Source organism: Acinetobacter sp. AOR43_HL (assembly GCF_027854635.1).
GTDB lineage: Bacteria > Pseudomonadota > Gammaproteobacteria > Pseudomonadales > Moraxellaceae > Acinetobacter > Acinetobacter pittii.
The window spans coordinates 197591-215381 of record NZ_JAKTHX010000002.1; the positions used below are offsets into that span (position 1 = coordinate 197591).

Genomic DNA, 17791 nt, shown 5'->3' on the forward strand with positions numbered 1-17791 from the left:
AATGGAAAGTAAAAAATAAATATTGATAAATATAATTTTTGAATTGTGATAAACACATGGTTTTGATATTTTAAACAGCAATAAAATAGCTTTTAAATGAAATATTTAAAAAGTTAGACATTTAAAAATATAACTGAAATTTAGGACAGGAAATAATGACAAGAATAATTGTAGCATCCAAAGAGGGTTTGGACGTTCTGCAAGATGGTCAGCTCAATAAGGTCGTGTTAAGTAAACCTTCTATTATTCAAATTGGCGTAAGTCAAAAAGATATAGCGTCGGTGGAAAAACAAGGTGGAAATCTAGTCGTCCATTTAAAAAATGGAGAGACTATTGTCTTAGAAAATTTCTTTAATGAAGCAACGAATACAACAGAACATTCACTTGTTCTTCCGACTGAACATGGAAAATTTATTGAAGCACAATTTGATGCTCAGGGTAAGGTAATCGACTATACAGGTTTAAACCATGTCACAGATTTAGCCTATACCAGCACGAGCCAACCAGCCTCAACAATGGCGGTTGATGATTCCCCAACTTTTTCGATGGGTAACGTGCTAAAAGCAGGTTTGGCGGTTTTAGCTGCTGAAGGCTTATATCTTTGGGCTTTTGATAATGATGACAAAGATGATTCTTCAGGACCTGTAGATATCTTAGCTCCTGCTGCACCGACTGCTACTGTTGCGGATGATACCGTTACGGTTACTGGTAAAGCAGAAGCAAATGCAAAAATTTATATTAAAGATGCTGCTGGTAATACGGTCGCAACGGGAGTTGCAGATGCAAGTGGAAATTTTACAATTAAACTCGATAAGCCTTTAGCAAATGGGAATAAATTAAATGTTTTAGCTGAGGATGCTGCTGGTAATATTTCTAAACCAGGTGTTGTGACTGGTAGTAAAGATACAATTGCTCCAGATGCTCCCCAAACTCAGCTGAGTGATGATGGCTCATTGGTAACTGGTAAAACTGAAGCAAATGCAAAAATCACTGTTTATGATGCTAGTGGTAATGTACTAGGCACTGTAACTGCGAATAAAGATGGTATTTTTTCTTTAAAACTTACTCCTCCATTGACGAGTGACGCGGGTGGAAAAGTTATAGCTGAAGATGCAGCGGGTAATAAATCTGAACCAACTAAAATTATTGCCGGAAAGGATACTTTCGCTCCAGATGTTCCTTTAGTTGAAGTCAATAAAGAAGGTACCACGGTTGAAGGACAAACTGAGCCTAATGCAAAAGTTCAGATAAAAGATGCTGATGGTAAAGTAATTGGTACGGGTACCGCAAACGCTCAAGGCGAATTTCAAATTACGCTTTCTCCAGCATTAAAAGAGTCACAAAAGGCAACAGTTGTTGTTGAAGATGCAGCAGGTAATACCTCTAAACCTTTAGAAGTTTCTCCAAGTTATGACTCTATTGCACCTGATAAACCTGTTGCTCAAATTAATGCTGATGGAACAACCGTAACAGGTACAACCGAAGCAAATGCAAAAGTTGAAATTAAAGATACGACAGGTAAGGTCATTGGTACGGGAACGGCAGATGCAAATGGAAAATTTACAATTACGATTTCGCCTGCTTTAACTGATAACAAACATGCTTCAGTTGCGGCTATTGATAGTGCAGGAAATAAATCTGAGGTTCTTGATATTATTGGTACTAAGGACACAACACCACCTGCAAAACCTGTTTTAAACAGTGTGGATGATGATGTTGGTACTCTAAAAGGTGCGATTACTGCTGGTTCAGAAACTGACGATGCAAGACCAAAGCTCACAGGTTCAGGTGAGGCAAATGCAACTTTAACCATTTATGATAATGGTGTTGCTATTGGGATTGTAAATGTAAGTAGTAGTCGATCATGGAGCTTTACACTCGATAAAGACTTAGCAATTGGTAAACATACTATTACTTTAACTCAAACAGATGCAGCAGGCCTTACAAGTGAAGTGAGTTCACCATTTACGTTTTATGTGGTCGCTCCAAAGGCTGCCAGTTTAAGTGAGGTAGCTGTTGATACTGCTCATACAGAAACTGTGTCTGTTGCTGATAGCGTTGGGTTAAATACATTAAAGTTAGTACAAAGCACAACAAATGAAACGGATAGCCAGCAGCAGAAATCTGTACTATTAGATGATTTGTTAAAAAGCTCTACGTCTAGTGAACCAGACCCAATTGAAACTCTTTTGTCTTCAGCAGCAGTAAAGCCTACGCAAGTAAATGATCAAAGTGATGTAACTACGAACGCTAGTAATATCACAGGCAATCTTGAGCATGTTTTACCTGATACGACTTCTTCGGTTTTACAAAGCCTTTTAGAACAAACCTATCCTGTTGTCTAAAGTGATCTTAAAAAAAGCGCTCATTGAGCGCTTTTTTATTTATGAGTTATTTGTTTTAGATGGAAGTATCAGTGCAAGAAGTCCATAGAAAATTGCCCCAATAGTTGCTAACAGCATATCTTTATGGGCATCCCACATATCGCCTTGTTGCCCATTATAATTTTCGGCTTCTTCGGGAGATAATCCAATAGCAATTGCCCATTCAATAAGTTCATATAAAACACTTGATGCCATTACAAATTGAACTACTAATAAAAAAAGACTGAATGGCTTTACTGATGGTAACCACACTTGAAACACGCGATAAGTAAGAGGGTAGAGAAAAATACCATAGGCAAGATGAACCAAACGATCATACATATTACGGGACCAACCCATGTATTGATCTAAATCAAAATTGAATACCTGTTGTATCCAATCATTGTATGGAACGTATGAATACAGGTAATGTGCGCCAACAATATGGATGAGCAAAAACAGCAGATAGAAAGTAAAACTTAAAAAATCGAGTCCAATCTTCTTAAAAATAACAAAGAGCAAAATCAACATAAACACTGTGCCCGCTTGATGAAGTAAATAGGCTTCAAATTCAAGAGGCTGAATAGCTGAAATGACAATCGCAATCAAAAGCAAGCCAAGAGCAATATAGTGTTTAAGTTTGAATTGTTTTTCGATCATTTTATGAAGTCTTTATTGTGATTTATATGAGTGTAATAAAAAAGCGAAGCCTAAGCTCCGCTTTTTGTAAACTTTTTAATTAGATTTTGCTAATTAAATCGTTAATTTGTTTCGCTTGTTCAGCTGCATTACCTGTGTAAGTTGCAGGAGTAAGTTCAGCTAAGCGCGCACGTTCTTTGCTTGGTACTTGAGAAAGCTCTTCACCATTTACGAAATTAACCATCATGTCACGCGTCATTGCTTGACCACGAGTTAATGCTTTTAATTTTTCGTATGGTTTTTCAATGTTGTAGCGACGCATTACAGTTTGAATTGGTTCAGCTAAAACTTCTTGAGCTTGGTCTAAATCTTCATTTAAACGGTTTGCATTTAACTCAAGTTTACCAACACCTTTTAAGCACGCATCGAAAGCAATTAAGCTTTGTGCAAAACCAACACCCATATTACGTAATACAGTTGAGTCAGTTAAGTCACGCTGCCAGCGAGAAATTGGTAATTTTTCACCTAAGTGAGCCAATACTGCATTTGCAATACCTAAGTTACCTTCAGAGTTTTCAAAGTCAATTGGGTTAACTTTGTGTGGCATTGTTGACGAACCAACTTCGCCTTCTTTCAATTTTTGTTTGAAATAACCTAAAGAGATGTAACCCCATACGTCGCGGTTAAAGTCGATTAAAATCGTATTGAAACGACGTAACGCATCAAACAACTCTGCCATGTAGTCATGTGGTTCGATTTGAGTTGTATAAGGGTTGAATGTTAAACCTAAAGATTCAACAAAAGCTTGTGCGTGAGCAGCCCAATCAACATCTGGATAAGCAGAAAGGTGAGCATTGTAGTTACCTACAGCACCATTGATTTTGCCAAGTAACTCAACGTTTTCAAATTGTTTGATTTGACGAGCTAAACGGTATGCCACGTTCGCCATTTCTTTACCCAAAGTTGTTGGGCTAGCAGTTTGACCGTGTGTACGAGACAACATTGGTTGTTCAGCGTGAGTCGTTGCCAAAGCAGAGATCGCATTAAGGATTTGCTTCATGCTTGATACTAAAACTTCACGACCGTTTTTAAGCATAAGCGCGTGAGACAAGTTGTTGATGTCTTCAGAAGTACATGCAAAGTGAATGAATTCACCCGCATTTTGTAATTCAGCGATACCAGCAATTTTCTCTTTTAAGAAATACTCAACTGCTTTAACGTCATGGTTAGTCGTACGTTCAATCTCTTTAATACGATTTGCATCTTCTTCAGAGAAGTTGCTAACAATTGCATCTAAAGCTGCATTTGTTTCGTTTGAAAAAGGTGCAACTTCAACAATTTCCGGACGGTTAGAAAGTGCTTGTAACCAACGCACTTCTACAGTGACACGAGCATGGATTAAACCAAACTCAGAAAGAAAAGGGCGTAGCGCATCACATTTGCTGGCATAACGCCCATCTAATGGTGATAGTGCGGTTAAAGCGTTCATAACGATTCCTTAATGTTGGAATAAACATAAAACTAAAAAAATCTCGTTTATAGTCTTAAACGACTTGGTACTGTAAACGAGCAAGTGCTTGAATATCCTGTAGCAATTTACGTTTGCTAAAAATCATGTTCCACGAACTACCGCCGAGTTGTCGCCATAAATGGGCCATTTGCAAGCCAGTAAACAGACAAGCACGGATGCGGTTAGTATGATTGGTATCTTTAAATGCTTCTGCATTACCACGAACTAAAATGCGTGGGTTAATCTGGCCAGCCGTATCAACATAAGTTTGCGCCAAATTAGCTAAAATGCTCGGGTGTAAGTAGTTATTATCAAAAAAAGACAGCTGTTTTAAAATTTTCTGCTGAGCTTTTTCAATGATTGCGACATATTCAGGGTTACTATAAACCTTTTTTTCTAGCTGTAAGAGCGACATCGCGTAGGACATTGGCAGTTTGGCCGTGCCCATTTTTGGAAGGCGAGACTTAGGCATGTTTGAAAAAGGTTGAGTAATACAATTTTCGAGTGTTTTAAGCCCTAAAGAGATATCTGCCAACTGATTAAAAAAATCTAAGGTTTGAACACCATTGTTGGCTGTAGGGCGAATATTTAAACTTGCTTTGATTAATAGTTCAAAATAGAAGTTACCACTTTCACCAATACTTTGCTGACCCGTCATGGCTGTCATATGGGTGAGCTGGGTGGCCTGAAATACCCCAGCCAAGGCAAGGGCACGGTTTTGGCGAACATTCAAGGCTTGTGATTGTTGAAATGGTAACTCCACCATGCCATTCATTCCCTTAAATAAAATTTGGTGTAGGGGCATTTGTATGGTGAATGACACCCCCGCCTAAGCAAACTTCATCTGAATAAAATACAACGCTTTGACCCGGTGTAACAGCACGCTGCGGTTCATCGAACTCAACGCGAACACCGTGTTCAGTGTTTTCATCAATAAAAATTGTACATGCCTGATCAGGTTGGCGATAACGCGTTTTAGCTGTACAGCGTAATCCTTCAACTGGAATATTCTGTTCACCAGCTACCCAGTCAATTGACTCACTCCACAGTTGAGTACTTTGCATGAGTGGGTGTTCATGTCCCTGACCAACAACGAGGCGATTATTGGCAAGATCTTTATGTAGTACGAACCATGCACCTTCAGCTGCACCTTTCAAACCACCTAGACCAATTCCACCACGTTGACCGAGCGTATAGTACATCAGACCGTGATGTTCACCAACTTCTTTACCTGTATCAAGTACAATTTTCCCAGGCTGAGCGGGTAAATATTGTTTAAGGAAGTCATTAAAACGACGTTCCCCAATAAAACAGATTCCTGTTGAGTCCTTTTTCTTGGCTGTAGCAAGATCAAGTTCTTCAGCAATTCTGCGAACTTCAGGTTTTTCGATTTCACCTACTGGGAATAAGGTTTTATTAATTTCTCTACCATGAACTGCATGTAAGAAATAGGTTTGGTCTTTATTGTTATCTACACCACGTAATAATGGTGCGTATGCTTCGCCTTTAGAGTTATATGCAGTTTCACCACGGCGTGCGTAATGGCCAGTCGCAATAAAGTCTGCACCTAAAGTCATGGCATGATCTAAAAATGCACGGAATTTAATTTCTTTATTACATAAAATATCGGGGTTTGGCGTGCGACCAGCAGCATATTCAGCTAGGAAAAGTTCAAACACTCGATCCCAATATTCCATCGCAAAGTTTGCTGTATGCAGCTTAATACCGATTTTATCAGCTACTGCTTGGGCATCGGCTAAGTCTTCCATTGCCGTACAGTATTCCGTGCCGTCGTCTTCCTCCCAGTTCTTCATGAAAAGACCTTCAACTTGATAACCCTGTTGAAGTAAAAGTGCTGCAGAAACAGAAGAGTCTACACCACCAGACATACCGACGATGACACGTTGTTGCATAGGACTAGGCATCCAAATGAGAAGTTAATGAGGGAGAGAAGGGGTGCTCATAAATAAGCGATAAAGGATAATGGTGGCCTTTCATAGCATCTTCAACTGCTTTTAGCACAAGAGGGCTGCGGGCACGGGCAGATTCTTTAAGTTCATCGGGTGTCATCCACACAGCAGCGATAATACCTGTGTCGAGTTGAGGATCAATTTCAACCTGAGTTACATGCGCTAGAAAACAGAAACGGTAATAGGTGCGATCGGGAAACATTGGTGGGGTATAAGTATAAATACCAAGCAAGGCATCAATTTCAACATGATGGCCTGTTTCTTCAAGTGTTTCTCGAATGGCAGCTTCTGTTAATGACTCACCACATTCCACATGACCAGCAGGTTGGTTAAATACTGTGTGTACAAAACCTTCGCTATGTTCTTCTACAAACAGATAGCGTCCGTCTTTTTCTACGACTGTAGCAACAGTGACATGAGGAGTCCACGCGGCCATAAAAAAGCACCATGATTTAAAAGACGTATAATACGAAATTTAGGGGTTTTTGGCTACGGTGATCTGCTAAACGATATGAGCAATACGACAAAACCATATCGTTTAAAAAGCAGAATTTTTATTACTCATAATCAAGATAGATAATTAATCCTGATTTGCTTGTGCAGCTTTATGATTATTTTGCACTTTTACATAATGTCTTGCTGAATAAGGAAGGAACGCCAGTTCTTTTTCAGTGAGTGGTCGCACTTGTTGTACAGGGCTTCCTACATAGAGATAACCGCTTTTTAAGACTTTGCGAGGTGGAACTAAACTTCCTGCACCAATCATCACATCATCTTCAATAATTACGTCATCTAGAATAACGGTGTTGATTCCGACTAAAACACGGTTGCCAATGGTACAGCCATGCAAAGTCACATGGTGTCCAACCGTTACATCTTCACCAATAATCAGAGGTGAGCCATTCGGTTTGGCATCATTTTTATGGCTTACATGCAACATACAATGGTCTTGTACGTTACTGTTTTTGCCAATTTGAATACTATTTACGTCACCACGGATGACTGCAAAAGGCCAGACAGAAACATTTTCAGCTAAGCTAACGTCACCAACCACAACAGCCATTTCATCGATATAACAGGTTGTATCTACTTGAGGGTGGTGTTCAAGATAAGGACGAATGTTGTTTGCCATAAGAAGTATCAAAATAAAATTTAGTCGAATTATAAAATAAAAAAGCACTCAGGCTAAATAGCATGAGTGCTTAATTCAACTATTCAAAAATTAGAATAAGTTGCTGAAGAATTGTTTGATATGATCGATTAAACGAGCAAAGAAACCTGCTTCTTCAACTGGCTTTAATGCAACTAACGGCTTTTCAGCAATTACTTTGCCGTCTAGGCTAGCAACAAGTTTACCGACAACTTGACCTTTTTGAAGTGGTGCATTTAAGTTAGGTTGAACCACTAACTGAGTTTTAATGCCATCAGCTTTACCTTTAGGCATAGTCACACTAAAGTTTTCAGCTAAACCAACTTGAACTTCATCTTCTTTGCCAAACCAAACTTTTGCTTTTGCAAGAACTTGATTGGCTGGTTGAACATTTGCAGTTTCAAAGTTTGCAAAGCCCCATGCCAGTAAGGTACGCGTTTGATCGGCACGTTCAGACATGCTTGGAGTACCAAAAATCACTGAAATTAAACGCATTGGACCGCGTTTACTTGAAGTAGTTAAGCAGTAACCAGCTTCATCTGTATGACCTGTTTTTAAACCATCTACACTTGGGTCGGTGTAAAGCAAGGCATTACGGTTACCTTGTTTAATACCATTAAAAGTAAATTCTTTTTCAGAGTAAATTGGGTAGTATTTTGAACTGTCTTTAATAATATGTTGTGCTAACACAGCCATATCTTTTGCAGTTGAATAGTGGCCTTCAGCTGGCATACCAGTCGAGTTAATAAACTGGGTGTTTACCATGCCGATACGTTTTGCTTCCTGATTCATCATATGAGCAAACGTGCCTTCATTTCCTGCAATATGTTCAGCCATTGCTTTTGATGCATCATTACCTGACTGGATAATAATACCGCGGAGCATTTCTAGAACTGTCGCTGTACCGTTTAAAGGAACATACATACATGATTCAGAGCTACTTCCTTTACACCATGCAGACTCGTTCATACGAACCTGCTCATTTTCAGTCAGTTCACCTTTTAATAATTTTTGTTCAATGATGTAACTGGTCATCATTTTTGTCATAGACGCAGGTGCAAGCTTTTCGTTTTCATTTTTAGAAGCGAGAATTTGGCCTGTCTCATAATCCATTAATACATAAGACTTATTATTTAATTCTGGCGGAGCTGATAAGACAGTTGCTGCATAAGAAAAACTTGGTAAGAGGAGTAGTGCAGCAATAGCGCTTTTTCGAGTCATTCTAGGTAATTCCAATATCTTGTATGAAGCAGAAGAGCCTAGCATTTTAGGATAAAGCAAAGCCGACTTCTACGGGAGAAGTCGGCTTTTTCAAACAGTATTGTAACTCAAGAGTTTTTTACTAATTTAGTTTTGCGATTGATATGCTTTCACGTCTTGGCAAACTAATGTGTTTTGTTCATCACCGGCAGCTTTCGCATCGCTACGTGCTTCTTTTAAGTATTTCTTGAAAGCTTTGTCTTTACTACGTTTTTCTAATGCAGAAACAGCATCAGTTTCATTTGGTAGGTAGTCTTTAACTAAACGTTCATAGCCTTGAGCAAAATCAGCGTCTTTTTTACCAATCAAACTTGGACAAATTTCAGAAAGCACTTGAATTGCAGCTAATTCTTCAGGAGTCGTGCCTTGTTGTGGAGTGACTTCAACAACATTTTCATTTTCGGTTTTCTTTTCAGTTGTTTTCTTCTTATCAGCAGCAAAACCAGCTGTTGCCATGCTCATAAGTAAAACCAAAGAGAGCGATTGAACTAAGCTTTTCTTCATAAACATCGATAACCCAAAATAAAATTTCTAAATATGCCGTTAGCTTAACCAATTTAGAATTTAAAAAAATGGAAAAAATGTATTGTTATGTTGGTTTTCTGCTTAATGGCAAACAGAAAACCCAAAATGAATAAGTCTCTATATCACAAAAGAGTAAGATCTATTCTTTATAATTAACGATCTCTTCACAGAGCTCATGTTGCTCATGATGATCCATTTGTTTTGCCGCAAGACGTGCTTCATTTAATAAAGTTTTAAATTCAGCATCGTTTTGTAGAGTCGCTAAGGTCATTGATTTATTTGAATAACCACTTAAATACATCGCAATAATCTTTTGCGCGTTTGACTCAAGTTTTTTATTTGGTCCGACGAAAGCTGGGCAGATTTCCTGCAAAACTTGCGTTGCGGCAATGTCATCTTTAATTAAGCTATTAGCCTCTTGTGTTGAGATATCCTCATCTGCAAAAACCACTTGCGTACACAATGTGATACTGATCCCCAATACCTGAAAAAAAGGAGCGAAAGTTTTCATTTTTTCACAATTTTATAATGCTATGGAGGCATAAATATATATAATTCAACAAATAATTCAATTGTGAAAACCTTTAGGTTTATTTGTAGAGAAAGATTTTAGTGAATATTTTGATAGCGAATGATGACGGTGTTTTTGCGCCAGGTATACAGGCTTTAGCTGAAGCATTAAGACCACTTGGACGCGTGGTTGTGGTTGCACCAGAAAGTGAAAGAAGTGGTTTCTCAAGTGCATTAACATTGGATCGACCATTACGTCCCATTCAAATTGCCGAAGATGTCTGGGCAGTGAATGGTACACCAGCAGATTGTGTTTATTTATCCATGAATGGTTTGTTTGATTTTGAGTTTGACTTGGTCGTGAGCGGAATCAATAGTGGTGCGAACTTAGGTGATGATGTTTTATATTCGGGAACAGTAGGGGCTGCATTTGAAGGTCGTTTAATGAAACAACCTGCAATTGCCGTGTCTTTAGCGGGTCCTGATGTACGTGCTTATAACGATAAAGAAGATTATGCTCAGGCTGCTAAATGGGTACATGATTTTATTGCAAGCGGATTACCAGCTTTGCCTCCGCGACATATCTTTAATATCAATATTCCTGACGTGCCGCAGTTAAAAGGGGCTCAGATTACGTATCAAGGGCGTCGTGCTCAATCTAAGCCTATTACCAGTCATGTCGATCCACGAGGCCGTCAAGTTTACTGGATTGGTCTAGCAGGTGAGGCGGTTACAGATCCGCAACGTGTTTCTAGCCAGATTCAATCTGATTTCTTTGCCGTTGCAAACGGTTATGTAAGTGTTACTCCTATTCAAATGGATGCAACAAATTACGCTGTTTTAGAAGATTTACAGATCAGTTTGAGTCAATAATTTGCCTCGAATGTTATAACTTTGTGAATAAAGAAAAAGAGGAACGTGTTTCCTCTTACTTTTTTGGTACTCTTAGCCGAAATGATTTGTAGCATTTAGTGAGGGAGATCAATGCATTTAATTGGGCAACAAAGCAGAGTGCATATCCAAAAAGACAAAATAATGAAAATTATGTTGTTGTCTGTGGCTGTAGGTTTTACCGTTGCTATGGCAGGGTGTGCTTCTAAACCACAAATTAATAATAGTTCTCGCTATGCAATGGCTCCTAACTATTACACAGTTCGTTCAGGTGATACTTTAAGTGGTATCGCAATGCGTTATGGCCTCGACTATATCAGTATTGCCGAAATGAATGATATTGCTCCGCCATATCGTATTTATGTTAATCAGTCTTTGCGTTTGAAGAAAGGTTCTTCACCAAGAACAGTATCTACGCAAGTCATGGCACAACCTGAGCAAATCAAACGTCAAACCATTGCTCTACCAACCACACAACCTGTTACACCAGTAACTCAGCCTACAACGACCGCGCCGTCAACGAATACGACAGTGACTTCGGTTGCACCAAATTCTAGTTTACGCTGGATAAAACCGAATAATGGGCCAGTGATTCAAGGGTTTAATTTGGCAAATAATGTCAAAGGAATCCGTTATGGTGGAAATCAGGGTGACCCTATTTATGCCGCAGCAGATGGTCAAGTTGTCTACGCAGCTGATGGTTTAAAAGAATACGGCAATCTGGTTTTAATTAAGCATATTGACGGCTATATCAGTGCCTATGCCCACAATAGCAAGATGTTGGTGAAAAGCGGTGATAATGTAACTGCTGGACAAAAAATTGCCGAGATGGGCTCTACTGGGGCTTCTCAGGTCATGCTTGAGTTCCAGATCCGTTTGGATGGAAAACCAATTAATCCTATAAATCTTTTACCAAAATAGCTAATGCATAAAACTTAGGTTTCCTCGTATAATATAATTGGTTGCTTTCATTACAACAATAAGCATTTTTTTATAAATTTAGAATTAGATTTGAGGAAACCTATGTTAGATCAGCTTCGTGCGATGGGTGTTTTTGCTTGTGTGGTTGAAAAAAGTTCATTTAGTGGTGCGGCACGTGAATTAGGAATTACAACAAGTGCGGTGAGCCAGCAGATTCGATCCCTTGAGCATGAAATGGATGTAATTCTATTACATCGCTCCACACGTAAACTCAGTTTGACAGAAGCCGGACAGGCTTTTTTTTCAAGCTGTCAAGAAATGTTGGCGGCTGCTGAAAGGGGGAAAATCAGAATTAATGAGTTGAGGGATGACTTAATTGGGGATTTGCGTATCGCAACTACTCCTGATTTAGCAGTTCAGCACCTCATTCCTGCGTTATCTCACTGGATGTCAGCTCATCGCGGTTTATCTGTGCATTTTGAAGTTGGGCATCGTTATATCGACTTAATTGAAGAGCGAATTGATATTGCAGTGCGCATGAGTTCTACGCCGGTAGAAGAAAGTAGCTCTGTCATTCCGATGGCTTTTGTCGATCAGATTTTAGTAGCTTCTCCAAGTTATCTGAATCAATCTAGTCCAATTGTGCATCCTAATGATTTAAGAGAACATGAGTTATTATCAATTAATGTCATGAATGACGCGCACCATTTCCATTTTCAACATGTAAAAACGGGTGAAACACTTAATGTTGAAATGCAAAGCCGTTTGCAGAGCAATAATTTACAAGTTGCAAAAGCGTTATGTCAGCAAGGACATGGTATTGCAAGAATTTTATATTTAGATGCTCAAAAAGAGTTAAAAAATGGTTCTTTGATTGAACTCATGCCAGATTGGAAATTACCAACTTTTACTTTGTATGCAGAAGTTGCCAAGCATGACCAACAGCCAATGAAAATTCAGCGCTGTGTTGAAGCACTAAAACAATATTTTAGTCAGTTAGCAGGAGGACGAGCGATCCAAATCGTTCGCTAATTTTGCCCCTCTAAAAGTAAAAAGGGCCTGTATTTGACAGACCCTTTTTTATTATTTCTGTTTTAAGGTTGCGACTTCTTCTACACTTTCTTGTGGTAGACCTTCCGCCGTAAGCTCTTCAAGCTTCTTAATTTTTTTCTTATTTTTCTTTTTCTTCTTTGGCTCCTCTTCAATTTCTGCGCCATCTTCAATGGCTTGCCAATATTCGAGTTGCTCCATTACAGCAGCATAAATAGAGTGTTTACTGTACTTACCTTTTTTGTCGAGTGTACCGACAGGACGGGCCATTAAAATCTCAAGCGCTTGATCAATCGTATCAATCGCATGAATATGGAATTGACCACTTTGTACCGCATCAATTACATCTTGGCGTAACATCAAATGCTGCATGTTTTGACGTGGAATAATGACACCTTGTTTGCCAGTTAAGCCTTGTAATTTACATGCATCATAGAAGCCTTCAATTTTTGCATTTACACCACCAATTGGTTGAACTTGGCCTAACTGGTTCATAGAACCCGTAATTGCCCAAGATTGATCAATTGGTATTTGGCTAATTGCAGAAATTAATGCAGAAAGCTCGGCAACTGTTGCACTGTCGCCGTCTACTTGTCCATAACTTTGTTCAAAGGCTAGAGCAGCAGAGAAATGTAAAATCTGTTCACGACCAAAGTGAGCTTTCAAGAAGCTAGACATGAGCAATACGCCTTTGGCATGCAGTGAACCACCAAGTTCTACACTACGTTCAATATCAAGAATATCGCCGCCACCTTGATAGACTGATGCAGTCAAACGTGAAGGTAAACCAAACTCAACATCTGCATAGTGAATAACAGAGAGGGCATTGATTTGACCTAAACGATGACCAGAAGTCTCGATTAACTGAGTTCCACGTGACAGATCTTGCCAGTAAAGCTCTCTTAAATAGCCTAAGCGATACTGTCTGTGTTGTAGTGCCAAGTTAATGTGCTGGTCAGTTACAAGCTTTTCATTGGCTTTAAAAGCATGGTGATGTGCTTCGCGAATGAGGTCGCCCAAAGTTGAAGCATGTAACGACAGTGAGCTTTGGTCTTCTGCCTGACGACTTGAATCGGTAAGTAAAGCTGCTAAAGCACTGCGGTCAAACGGAAGTAATTTATCCGCTTGTACATAATCAGCAATTAGCTGCATGTAGGCTTGTTCATTTTCGTCATTACGTTGCAGAGTATCAGTAAAATCTGCACGAATTTTAAAGACACTACCAAGCTCTGGTTCTACTTCTAAAATTTCATAATAAATTTCAGGTTCTGCCATAAGAACCACTTTAATATCAAGCGGAACAGCAGCAGGTTCTATCGAGATAGAGCCTGTTAACGTCAGCATATGTTCAAGAGAAGAAAGCTTGAGCTGGCCTGATTTTAAGGCACGCTTTAAACCTTGCCATGCATAAGGCTGTTCGAGTAATTGCTCGGCCTCAAGCATTAAAAAGCCGCCATTCGCTTGATGTAGGGCACCTGGACGAATGAGCGTGAAATCTGTGGTAATTGTGCCGTTGTGAGTAAGTTGTTCAACATGACCAAGCAAGTTGTAGTGCGTTGGGAAATCTTCAAAAATAACCGGTGCACCACTGTTTGGTTTGTTTGAGACAATTACATTGGCCTGATAACGTGCAGGCACACGATTGAACATTGCCGGAGCAAAGTCATCTTCTTCTTGCTCTAAAATGAGTTCAACATTATCAATTACATCTTGAGCATATTGTTTTAAATAATCTTCAAGGCCTTTGACTTGACCATATTTATTTAAAATCAAATCCATGCGTGGCTTAACCACTTGAGTCGCGATGTCTCGATTCAACACAGAGACTTTGTCACGTGCGTCATCTTCTAAATCACCTAAATGCAAACCAAGACGCTCGAGCTTTTTATCCATGTAGCGAACATTCGCTGCAATTTCAGCACGTTGCTTAGTATTTAGAGCATCAATTTCTGTTTGAGTCAGTTCTTGCACCTGATCATCTTTTACTTGTACAGGTACAAAGCCATGCTTTTCATTGCGAGAGATGAGTTTTAAGTCGAGCTCTTCACCTTCTTTGGTTAACTCGACAAGCGCTTGTTGCTGCTCATCTCCAGTTTCCTCACGGATACGCTCAATACGGTTATGATAGGTCTCGGCACTAAAACGGCGTTCAAGCTGTTTTAAAATAATTTGCCAAGTTTGATGAAGGGCATGTTGAAACTTTGTCCCTTGTCCAGCAGGGAAGCGTAGAGCAAGTGGTTGGCGTGCCTGCTTAAAATTATAGACATATACCCAGTCATCTGGAGTAGGCATTGTTTTCGCATGTTGTTGGAGTAAACGCTTAATCATGGTGCGTTTACCCAAGCCTGCTGTTCCTACTGCAAAAATGTTATAGCCAGAGTAGGGTAAAGAAATACCTGCTTCTACCGATGCTTTGGCACGGTCTTGCCCTAAAAAGTTATTAAGCGGTTTTATACGTTTTGTAGAAGCTGGAATTTTTTCAAAATCTGGAATATGTGTAAGTTGTTCGGGTTTTAAGGCTGTTTTATCCAAAGTCATTTTTATATCAGGTTGCTCAAAAGCTGAAGGAAATGCATTTATTGTGACGTTTGTGGTGTTTGTTTTAGCGAGTGATAAAGTTGAGATGGTCACTTGATCAAGTTTTTGTGTCACTGTTGATATCCAGCAAAAGAAAACGAAGGTTGAAGCTTAAAGGTATACAGGTTTAGCATAAAATATCAAGCAAACTTGCCGTTTTTATCGCCAAAACAAAATTGATTGCATAAAGAATCTTGAAAGGAATTGTAAGAAGGGTTTGAATAGGCACATTTATAATTTATGGAAAATAAAAAACGAATGACCACACAAGCTTCAGGTTGGGTCTCGGCTTTTAAAGCATTTTTAGATCGCCGTGCATTAATTATGCTGTTTCTAGGTTTTTCTGCCGGAATTCCGATTTTATTAATTTTCTCTAGTCTCTCTTTATGGCTTGGGGAAGCGGGCATTGATAAAAGTGCAGTCACTTTTTTTAGTTGGGCTGCCCTAGGTTACTCTTTTAAGTTCGTTTGGGCTCCTCTTATTGATGAGTTACCTGTGCCTGTCTTAACTAAAACGTTAGGCCGAAGACGAGCTTGGTTGTTAATTGCACAGTGTTTGATCGTTCTTGCTATTTGTATTATGGCTTTCTCTGATCCTTCTCTAGGTCAAAGTTATCTTATTCAAATGGCGGTAGGTGCTGTATTACTTGGCTTCTCGGCAGCAACCCAAGATATTGTGATTGATGCTTACCGTATTGAATTAGCAGAAACAGAAATGCAAACGGTATTGGCCTCTACCTATAATGCTGGTTACCGAATTGGCATGATTGTGGCTGGAGCGGGTGCATTATTTCTAGCTGCCCACTTGGGAACTGCTAAAGGTAATTACATTTATGAAGCTTGGAAAACGACTTATTTAACCATGGCAGGCTTTATGTTAGTGGGTATTGTCACGACCCTACTTGTGCGTGAGCCTGTTGTAAATCGAGTTTATAAAAATTATAAGAGTAGTGATTACTACCGTTTGGTTCTCGTATTTTTTATTGCCGTTATTTCATTCGTAGTCACTTATATTTATTCGGGGCATGTTACCGAGGCCATTTCACAAGCTGGCAATATTAAAGACAGTGCTGCGTTATTTGGTTTAGAGGCTTTAAGATTTTTAACTGCAACTGCTGCTGCGATTTTTGTAGGTTATCTACTCGTTAAAATTGGTGTGGTTAACCAGCAAATGGCGAAAGAGACATGGATTGCACCAATTCTAGATTTCTTTAAACGCTATGGTGTCAAACTCGCATTAGTGTTGTTGCTACTTATTGGTTTCTTCCGTATTTCAGACATTATTGCTGGTGTTATTTCTAATGTGTTCTACCAAGATCTTAACTTCAGTAAAGAGCAAATTGCAGAAGCAGTTAAAATCTATGGGGTACTATTTAGTTTAGTCGGCGGTTTCTTAGGTGGTCTTTTAGCACAGCGCATCAACATTATGAAACTGATGTTTGTCGGTGCAGTTTTGGCTAGCTCTACCAATTTAATTTTTATTGGACTAGTAAAATCTGGTCAGCCATTAGATATGGTAGACGTAAAAGTTGGTGAACATAGCTATCAAGTCAAGCCAGATGAAGTCGGGTTATGGAAGTTAGAAGTACCAAGTTCTGCTTTTAGTGGAACAAAACAAATTGAAGTAAAAGCTGCTTATGCTTCAAATGATGTAGCGCCTGTTACACGTACTCAGCCATTACTTACAACTGAGTTAGCTAAATCGCCTCTACAAATTTTACCTGTTATGGGCAATGATCAGGTCTCACTCAAAGATGGTGAGGGAAGTGTTGTGGTTCGAGGGCAATACTTTGGACAAGCATTAACTCCTACGCAAAAAATTATCATTAGCCTTGATGGGCAAAATTTTGATGCAAAAATGACTGATCAAAAAGGTGTTTTTAGTGCAGCCATTGATGCAAAAAAACTAGTGGCATCGACAAGTAAAGAGCTTAACGTAGCTGTAATGGATGGCGAACAAAAAATACTTTCTGCATCTCATCCATATGCTGTTAGTTCAAATCAAAAAGCGGCAAGTGAACTTGATGTGAATATTGAACCAGTAGCTTATATTGATCCGCTTTCTGGTCAACCAGTGGAAGTCAGCGGTAAGGTCATTAAACCATATAGTTCTTTATGGCTTTATTTTGCCATTATTGTCGATAATTTAGCTTCTGGTTTGGCTGGCGCGGCATTTATTGCATTCCTTTCAAGTTTAACGAGTGTCTCATTTACAGCTGTTCAATATGCAATCTTTAGTTCACTCATGACACTTACTCCAAAACTTTTGGGTGGATATTCAGGTACCATAGTCAGTAATATTGGATACCCAAAGTTCTTTTTGATGACAACTCTTATTGGTATTCCAATCTTGATCTTAGTGGTTTGGGTGGGAAAATTGCTAAGAGATCATCAAACACATGAATCAGAAAAGGCAGGTGAATAAA

15 protein-coding genes are annotated in these 17791 nt (G+C 39.1%); 5 read left to right on the top strand and 10 right to left on the bottom strand.

The window, feature by feature from the left end:
• The first annotated feature begins 155 nt into the window (after positions 1 to 155).
• Positions 156 to 2345 (top strand): Ig-like repeat protein Blp2, encoded by a 2190-nt coding sequence (gene blp2 / locus MKL33_RS00950; RefSeq protein ID WP_270906299.1) that lies wholly within the window; start codon positions 156 to 158, stop codon positions 2343 to 2345.
• 39 nt (positions 2346 to 2384) lie between these two features.
• Here the strand turns inward: blp2 and MKL33_RS00955 are convergent, their stop codons facing one another.
• The 9 genes from MKL33_RS00955 to MKL33_RS00995 all read right to left on the bottom strand — a co-directional run bounded on the left by MKL33_RS00955 (position 2385) and on the right by MKL33_RS00995 (position 9928).
• Positions 2385 to 3023: a DUF2238 domain-containing protein gene (locus MKL33_RS00955; RefSeq protein WP_270906300.1), complete on the bottom strand. Its 639-nt coding sequence runs from the start codon at positions 3021 to 3023 to the stop codon at positions 2385 to 2387.
• A 79-nt stretch (positions 3024 to 3102) separates the two neighbouring features.
• On the bottom strand, positions 3103 to 4491 hold the full coding sequence (gene purB, locus MKL33_RS00960; protein ID WP_270906301.1) for an adenylosuccinate lyase: 1389 nt from the start codon (positions 4489 to 4491) through the stop codon (positions 3103 to 3105).
• A 55-nt stretch (positions 4492 to 4546) separates the two neighbouring features.
• A complete protein-coding gene (gene hflD, locus MKL33_RS00965; protein WP_002118587.1) occupies positions 4547 to 5278 on the bottom strand; it encodes a high frequency lysogenization protein HflD in 732 nt (243 codons plus the stop codon).
• Between the two features lie 13 nt (positions 5279 to 5291).
• Positions 5292 to 6425 (bottom strand): tRNA 2-thiouridine(34) synthase MnmA, encoded by a 1134-nt coding sequence (gene mnmA / locus MKL33_RS00970; protein ID WP_005073282.1) that lies wholly within the window; start codon positions 6423 to 6425, stop codon positions 5292 to 5294.
• A gap of 4 nt (positions 6426 to 6429) precedes the next feature.
• Positions 6430 to 6918, bottom strand: coding sequence for an NUDIX hydrolase (locus MKL33_RS00975; protein ID WP_002119006.1), 489 nt, complete (start codon positions 6916 to 6918; stop codon positions 6430 to 6432).
• Between the two features lie 144 nt (positions 6919 to 7062).
• On the bottom strand, positions 7063 to 7614 hold the full coding sequence (locus tag MKL33_RS00980) for a gamma carbonic anhydrase family protein (protein WP_086399818.1): 552 nt from the start codon (positions 7612 to 7614) through the stop codon (positions 7063 to 7065).
• Positions 7615 to 7704: 90 nt separating this feature from the next.
• Positions 7705 to 8853 carry a D-alanyl-D-alanine carboxypeptidase PBP5/6 gene (gene dacC / locus MKL33_RS00985; RefSeq protein ID WP_002118558.1) on the bottom strand — a complete coding sequence of 383 codons (1149 nt, stop codon included), beginning with the start codon at positions 8851 to 8853 and terminating at the stop codon, positions 7705 to 7707.
• A 126-nt stretch (positions 8854 to 8979) separates the two neighbouring features.
• Positions 8980 to 9402 (bottom strand): MCR_0457 family protein, encoded by a 423-nt coding sequence (locus tag MKL33_RS00990; RefSeq protein ID WP_002118406.1) that lies wholly within the window; start codon positions 9400 to 9402, stop codon positions 8980 to 8982.
• Between the two features lie 154 nt (positions 9403 to 9556).
• Positions 9557 to 9928, bottom strand: coding sequence for an MCR_0457 family protein (locus tag MKL33_RS00995; RefSeq protein ID WP_262727748.1), 372 nt, complete (start codon positions 9926 to 9928; stop codon positions 9557 to 9559).
• Positions 9929 to 10029: 101 nt separating this feature from the next.
• Between MKL33_RS00995 and surE the strand changes: the two genes are divergently transcribed.
• From surE to MKL33_RS01010, 3 genes are all read left to right on the top strand, one after another.
• Positions 10030 to 10800, top strand: a complete 771-nt coding sequence (gene surE / locus MKL33_RS01000) for a 5'/3'-nucleotidase SurE (RefSeq protein WP_017387263.1) — start codon at positions 10030 to 10032, stop codon at positions 10798 to 10800.
• Between the two features lie 111 nt (positions 10801 to 10911).
• Positions 10912 to 11739 carry a peptidoglycan DD-metalloendopeptidase family protein gene (locus tag MKL33_RS01005; RefSeq protein WP_002119027.1) on the top strand — a complete coding sequence of 276 codons (828 nt, stop codon included), beginning with the start codon at positions 10912 to 10914 and terminating at the stop codon, positions 11737 to 11739.
• A 102-nt stretch (positions 11740 to 11841) separates the two neighbouring features.
• Entirely contained in the window at positions 11842 to 12771 is a 930-nt protein-coding gene (locus MKL33_RS01010; RefSeq protein ID WP_119684729.1) for a LysR family transcriptional regulator, read from the top strand.
• A 51-nt stretch (positions 12772 to 12822) separates the two neighbouring features.
• On the opposite strand, the gene MKL33_RS01015 is transcribed toward MKL33_RS01010, so the two are convergent.
• Entirely contained in the window at positions 12823 to 15441 is a 2619-nt protein-coding gene (locus MKL33_RS01015) for a Lon protease family protein (RefSeq protein WP_270906302.1), read from the bottom strand.
• 165 nt (positions 15442 to 15606) lie between these two features.
• Here MKL33_RS01015 and MKL33_RS01020 point away from each other — a divergent pair, with 165 nt between their 5' ends.
• Entirely contained in the window at positions 15607 to 17790 is a 2184-nt protein-coding gene (locus MKL33_RS01020) for an AmpG family muropeptide MFS transporter (protein WP_270906303.1), read from the top strand.
• Position 17791 lies beyond the last annotated feature (1 nt).

Coding starts and splice junctions, on each gene's coding strand:
- hflD (WP_002118587.1), bottom strand. CDS start 5,278: ATGGTGGAGTTACCATTTCAACAATCACAAGCCTTGAATGTTCGCCAA.
- MKL33_RS00990 (WP_002118406.1), bottom strand. CDS start 9,402: ATGTTTATGAAGAAAAGCTTAGTTCAATCGCTCTCTTTGGTTTTACTT.
- MKL33_RS00980 (WP_086399818.1), bottom strand. CDS start 7,614: ATGGCAAACAACATTCGTCCTTATCTTGAACACCACCCTCAAGTAGAT.
- MKL33_RS01010 (WP_119684729.1), top strand. CDS start 11,842: ATGTTAGATCAGCTTCGTGCGATGGGTGTTTTTGCTTGTGTGGTTGAA.
- MKL33_RS01020 (WP_270906303.1), top strand. CDS start 15,607: ATGGAAAATAAAAAACGAATGACCACACAAGCTTCAGGTTGGGTCTCG.
- MKL33_RS00955 (WP_270906300.1), bottom strand. CDS start 3,023: ATGATCGAAAAACAATTCAAACTTAAACACTATATTGCTCTTGGCTTG.
- blp2 (WP_270906299.1), top strand. CDS start 156: ATGACAAGAATAATTGTAGCATCCAAAGAGGGTTTGGACGTTCTGCAA.
- purB (WP_270906301.1), bottom strand. CDS start 4,491: ATGAACGCTTTAACCGCACTATCACCATTAGATGGGCGTTATGCCAGC.
- MKL33_RS00975 (WP_002119006.1), bottom strand. CDS start 6,918: ATGGCCGCGTGGACTCCTCATGTCACTGTTGCTACAGTCGTAGAAAAA.
- MKL33_RS00995 (WP_262727748.1), bottom strand. CDS start 9,928: ATGAAAACTTTCGCTCCTTTTTTTCAGGTATTGGGGATCAGTATCACA.
- dacC (WP_002118558.1), bottom strand. CDS start 8,853: ATGACTCGAAAAAGCGCTATTGCTGCACTACTCCTCTTACCAAGTTTT.
- MKL33_RS01005 (WP_002119027.1), top strand. CDS start 10,912: ATGCATTTAATTGGGCAACAAAGCAGAGTGCATATCCAAAAAGACAAA.
- mnmA (WP_005073282.1), bottom strand. CDS start 6,425: ATGCAACAACGTGTCATCGTCGGTATGTCTGGTGGTGTAGACTCTTCT.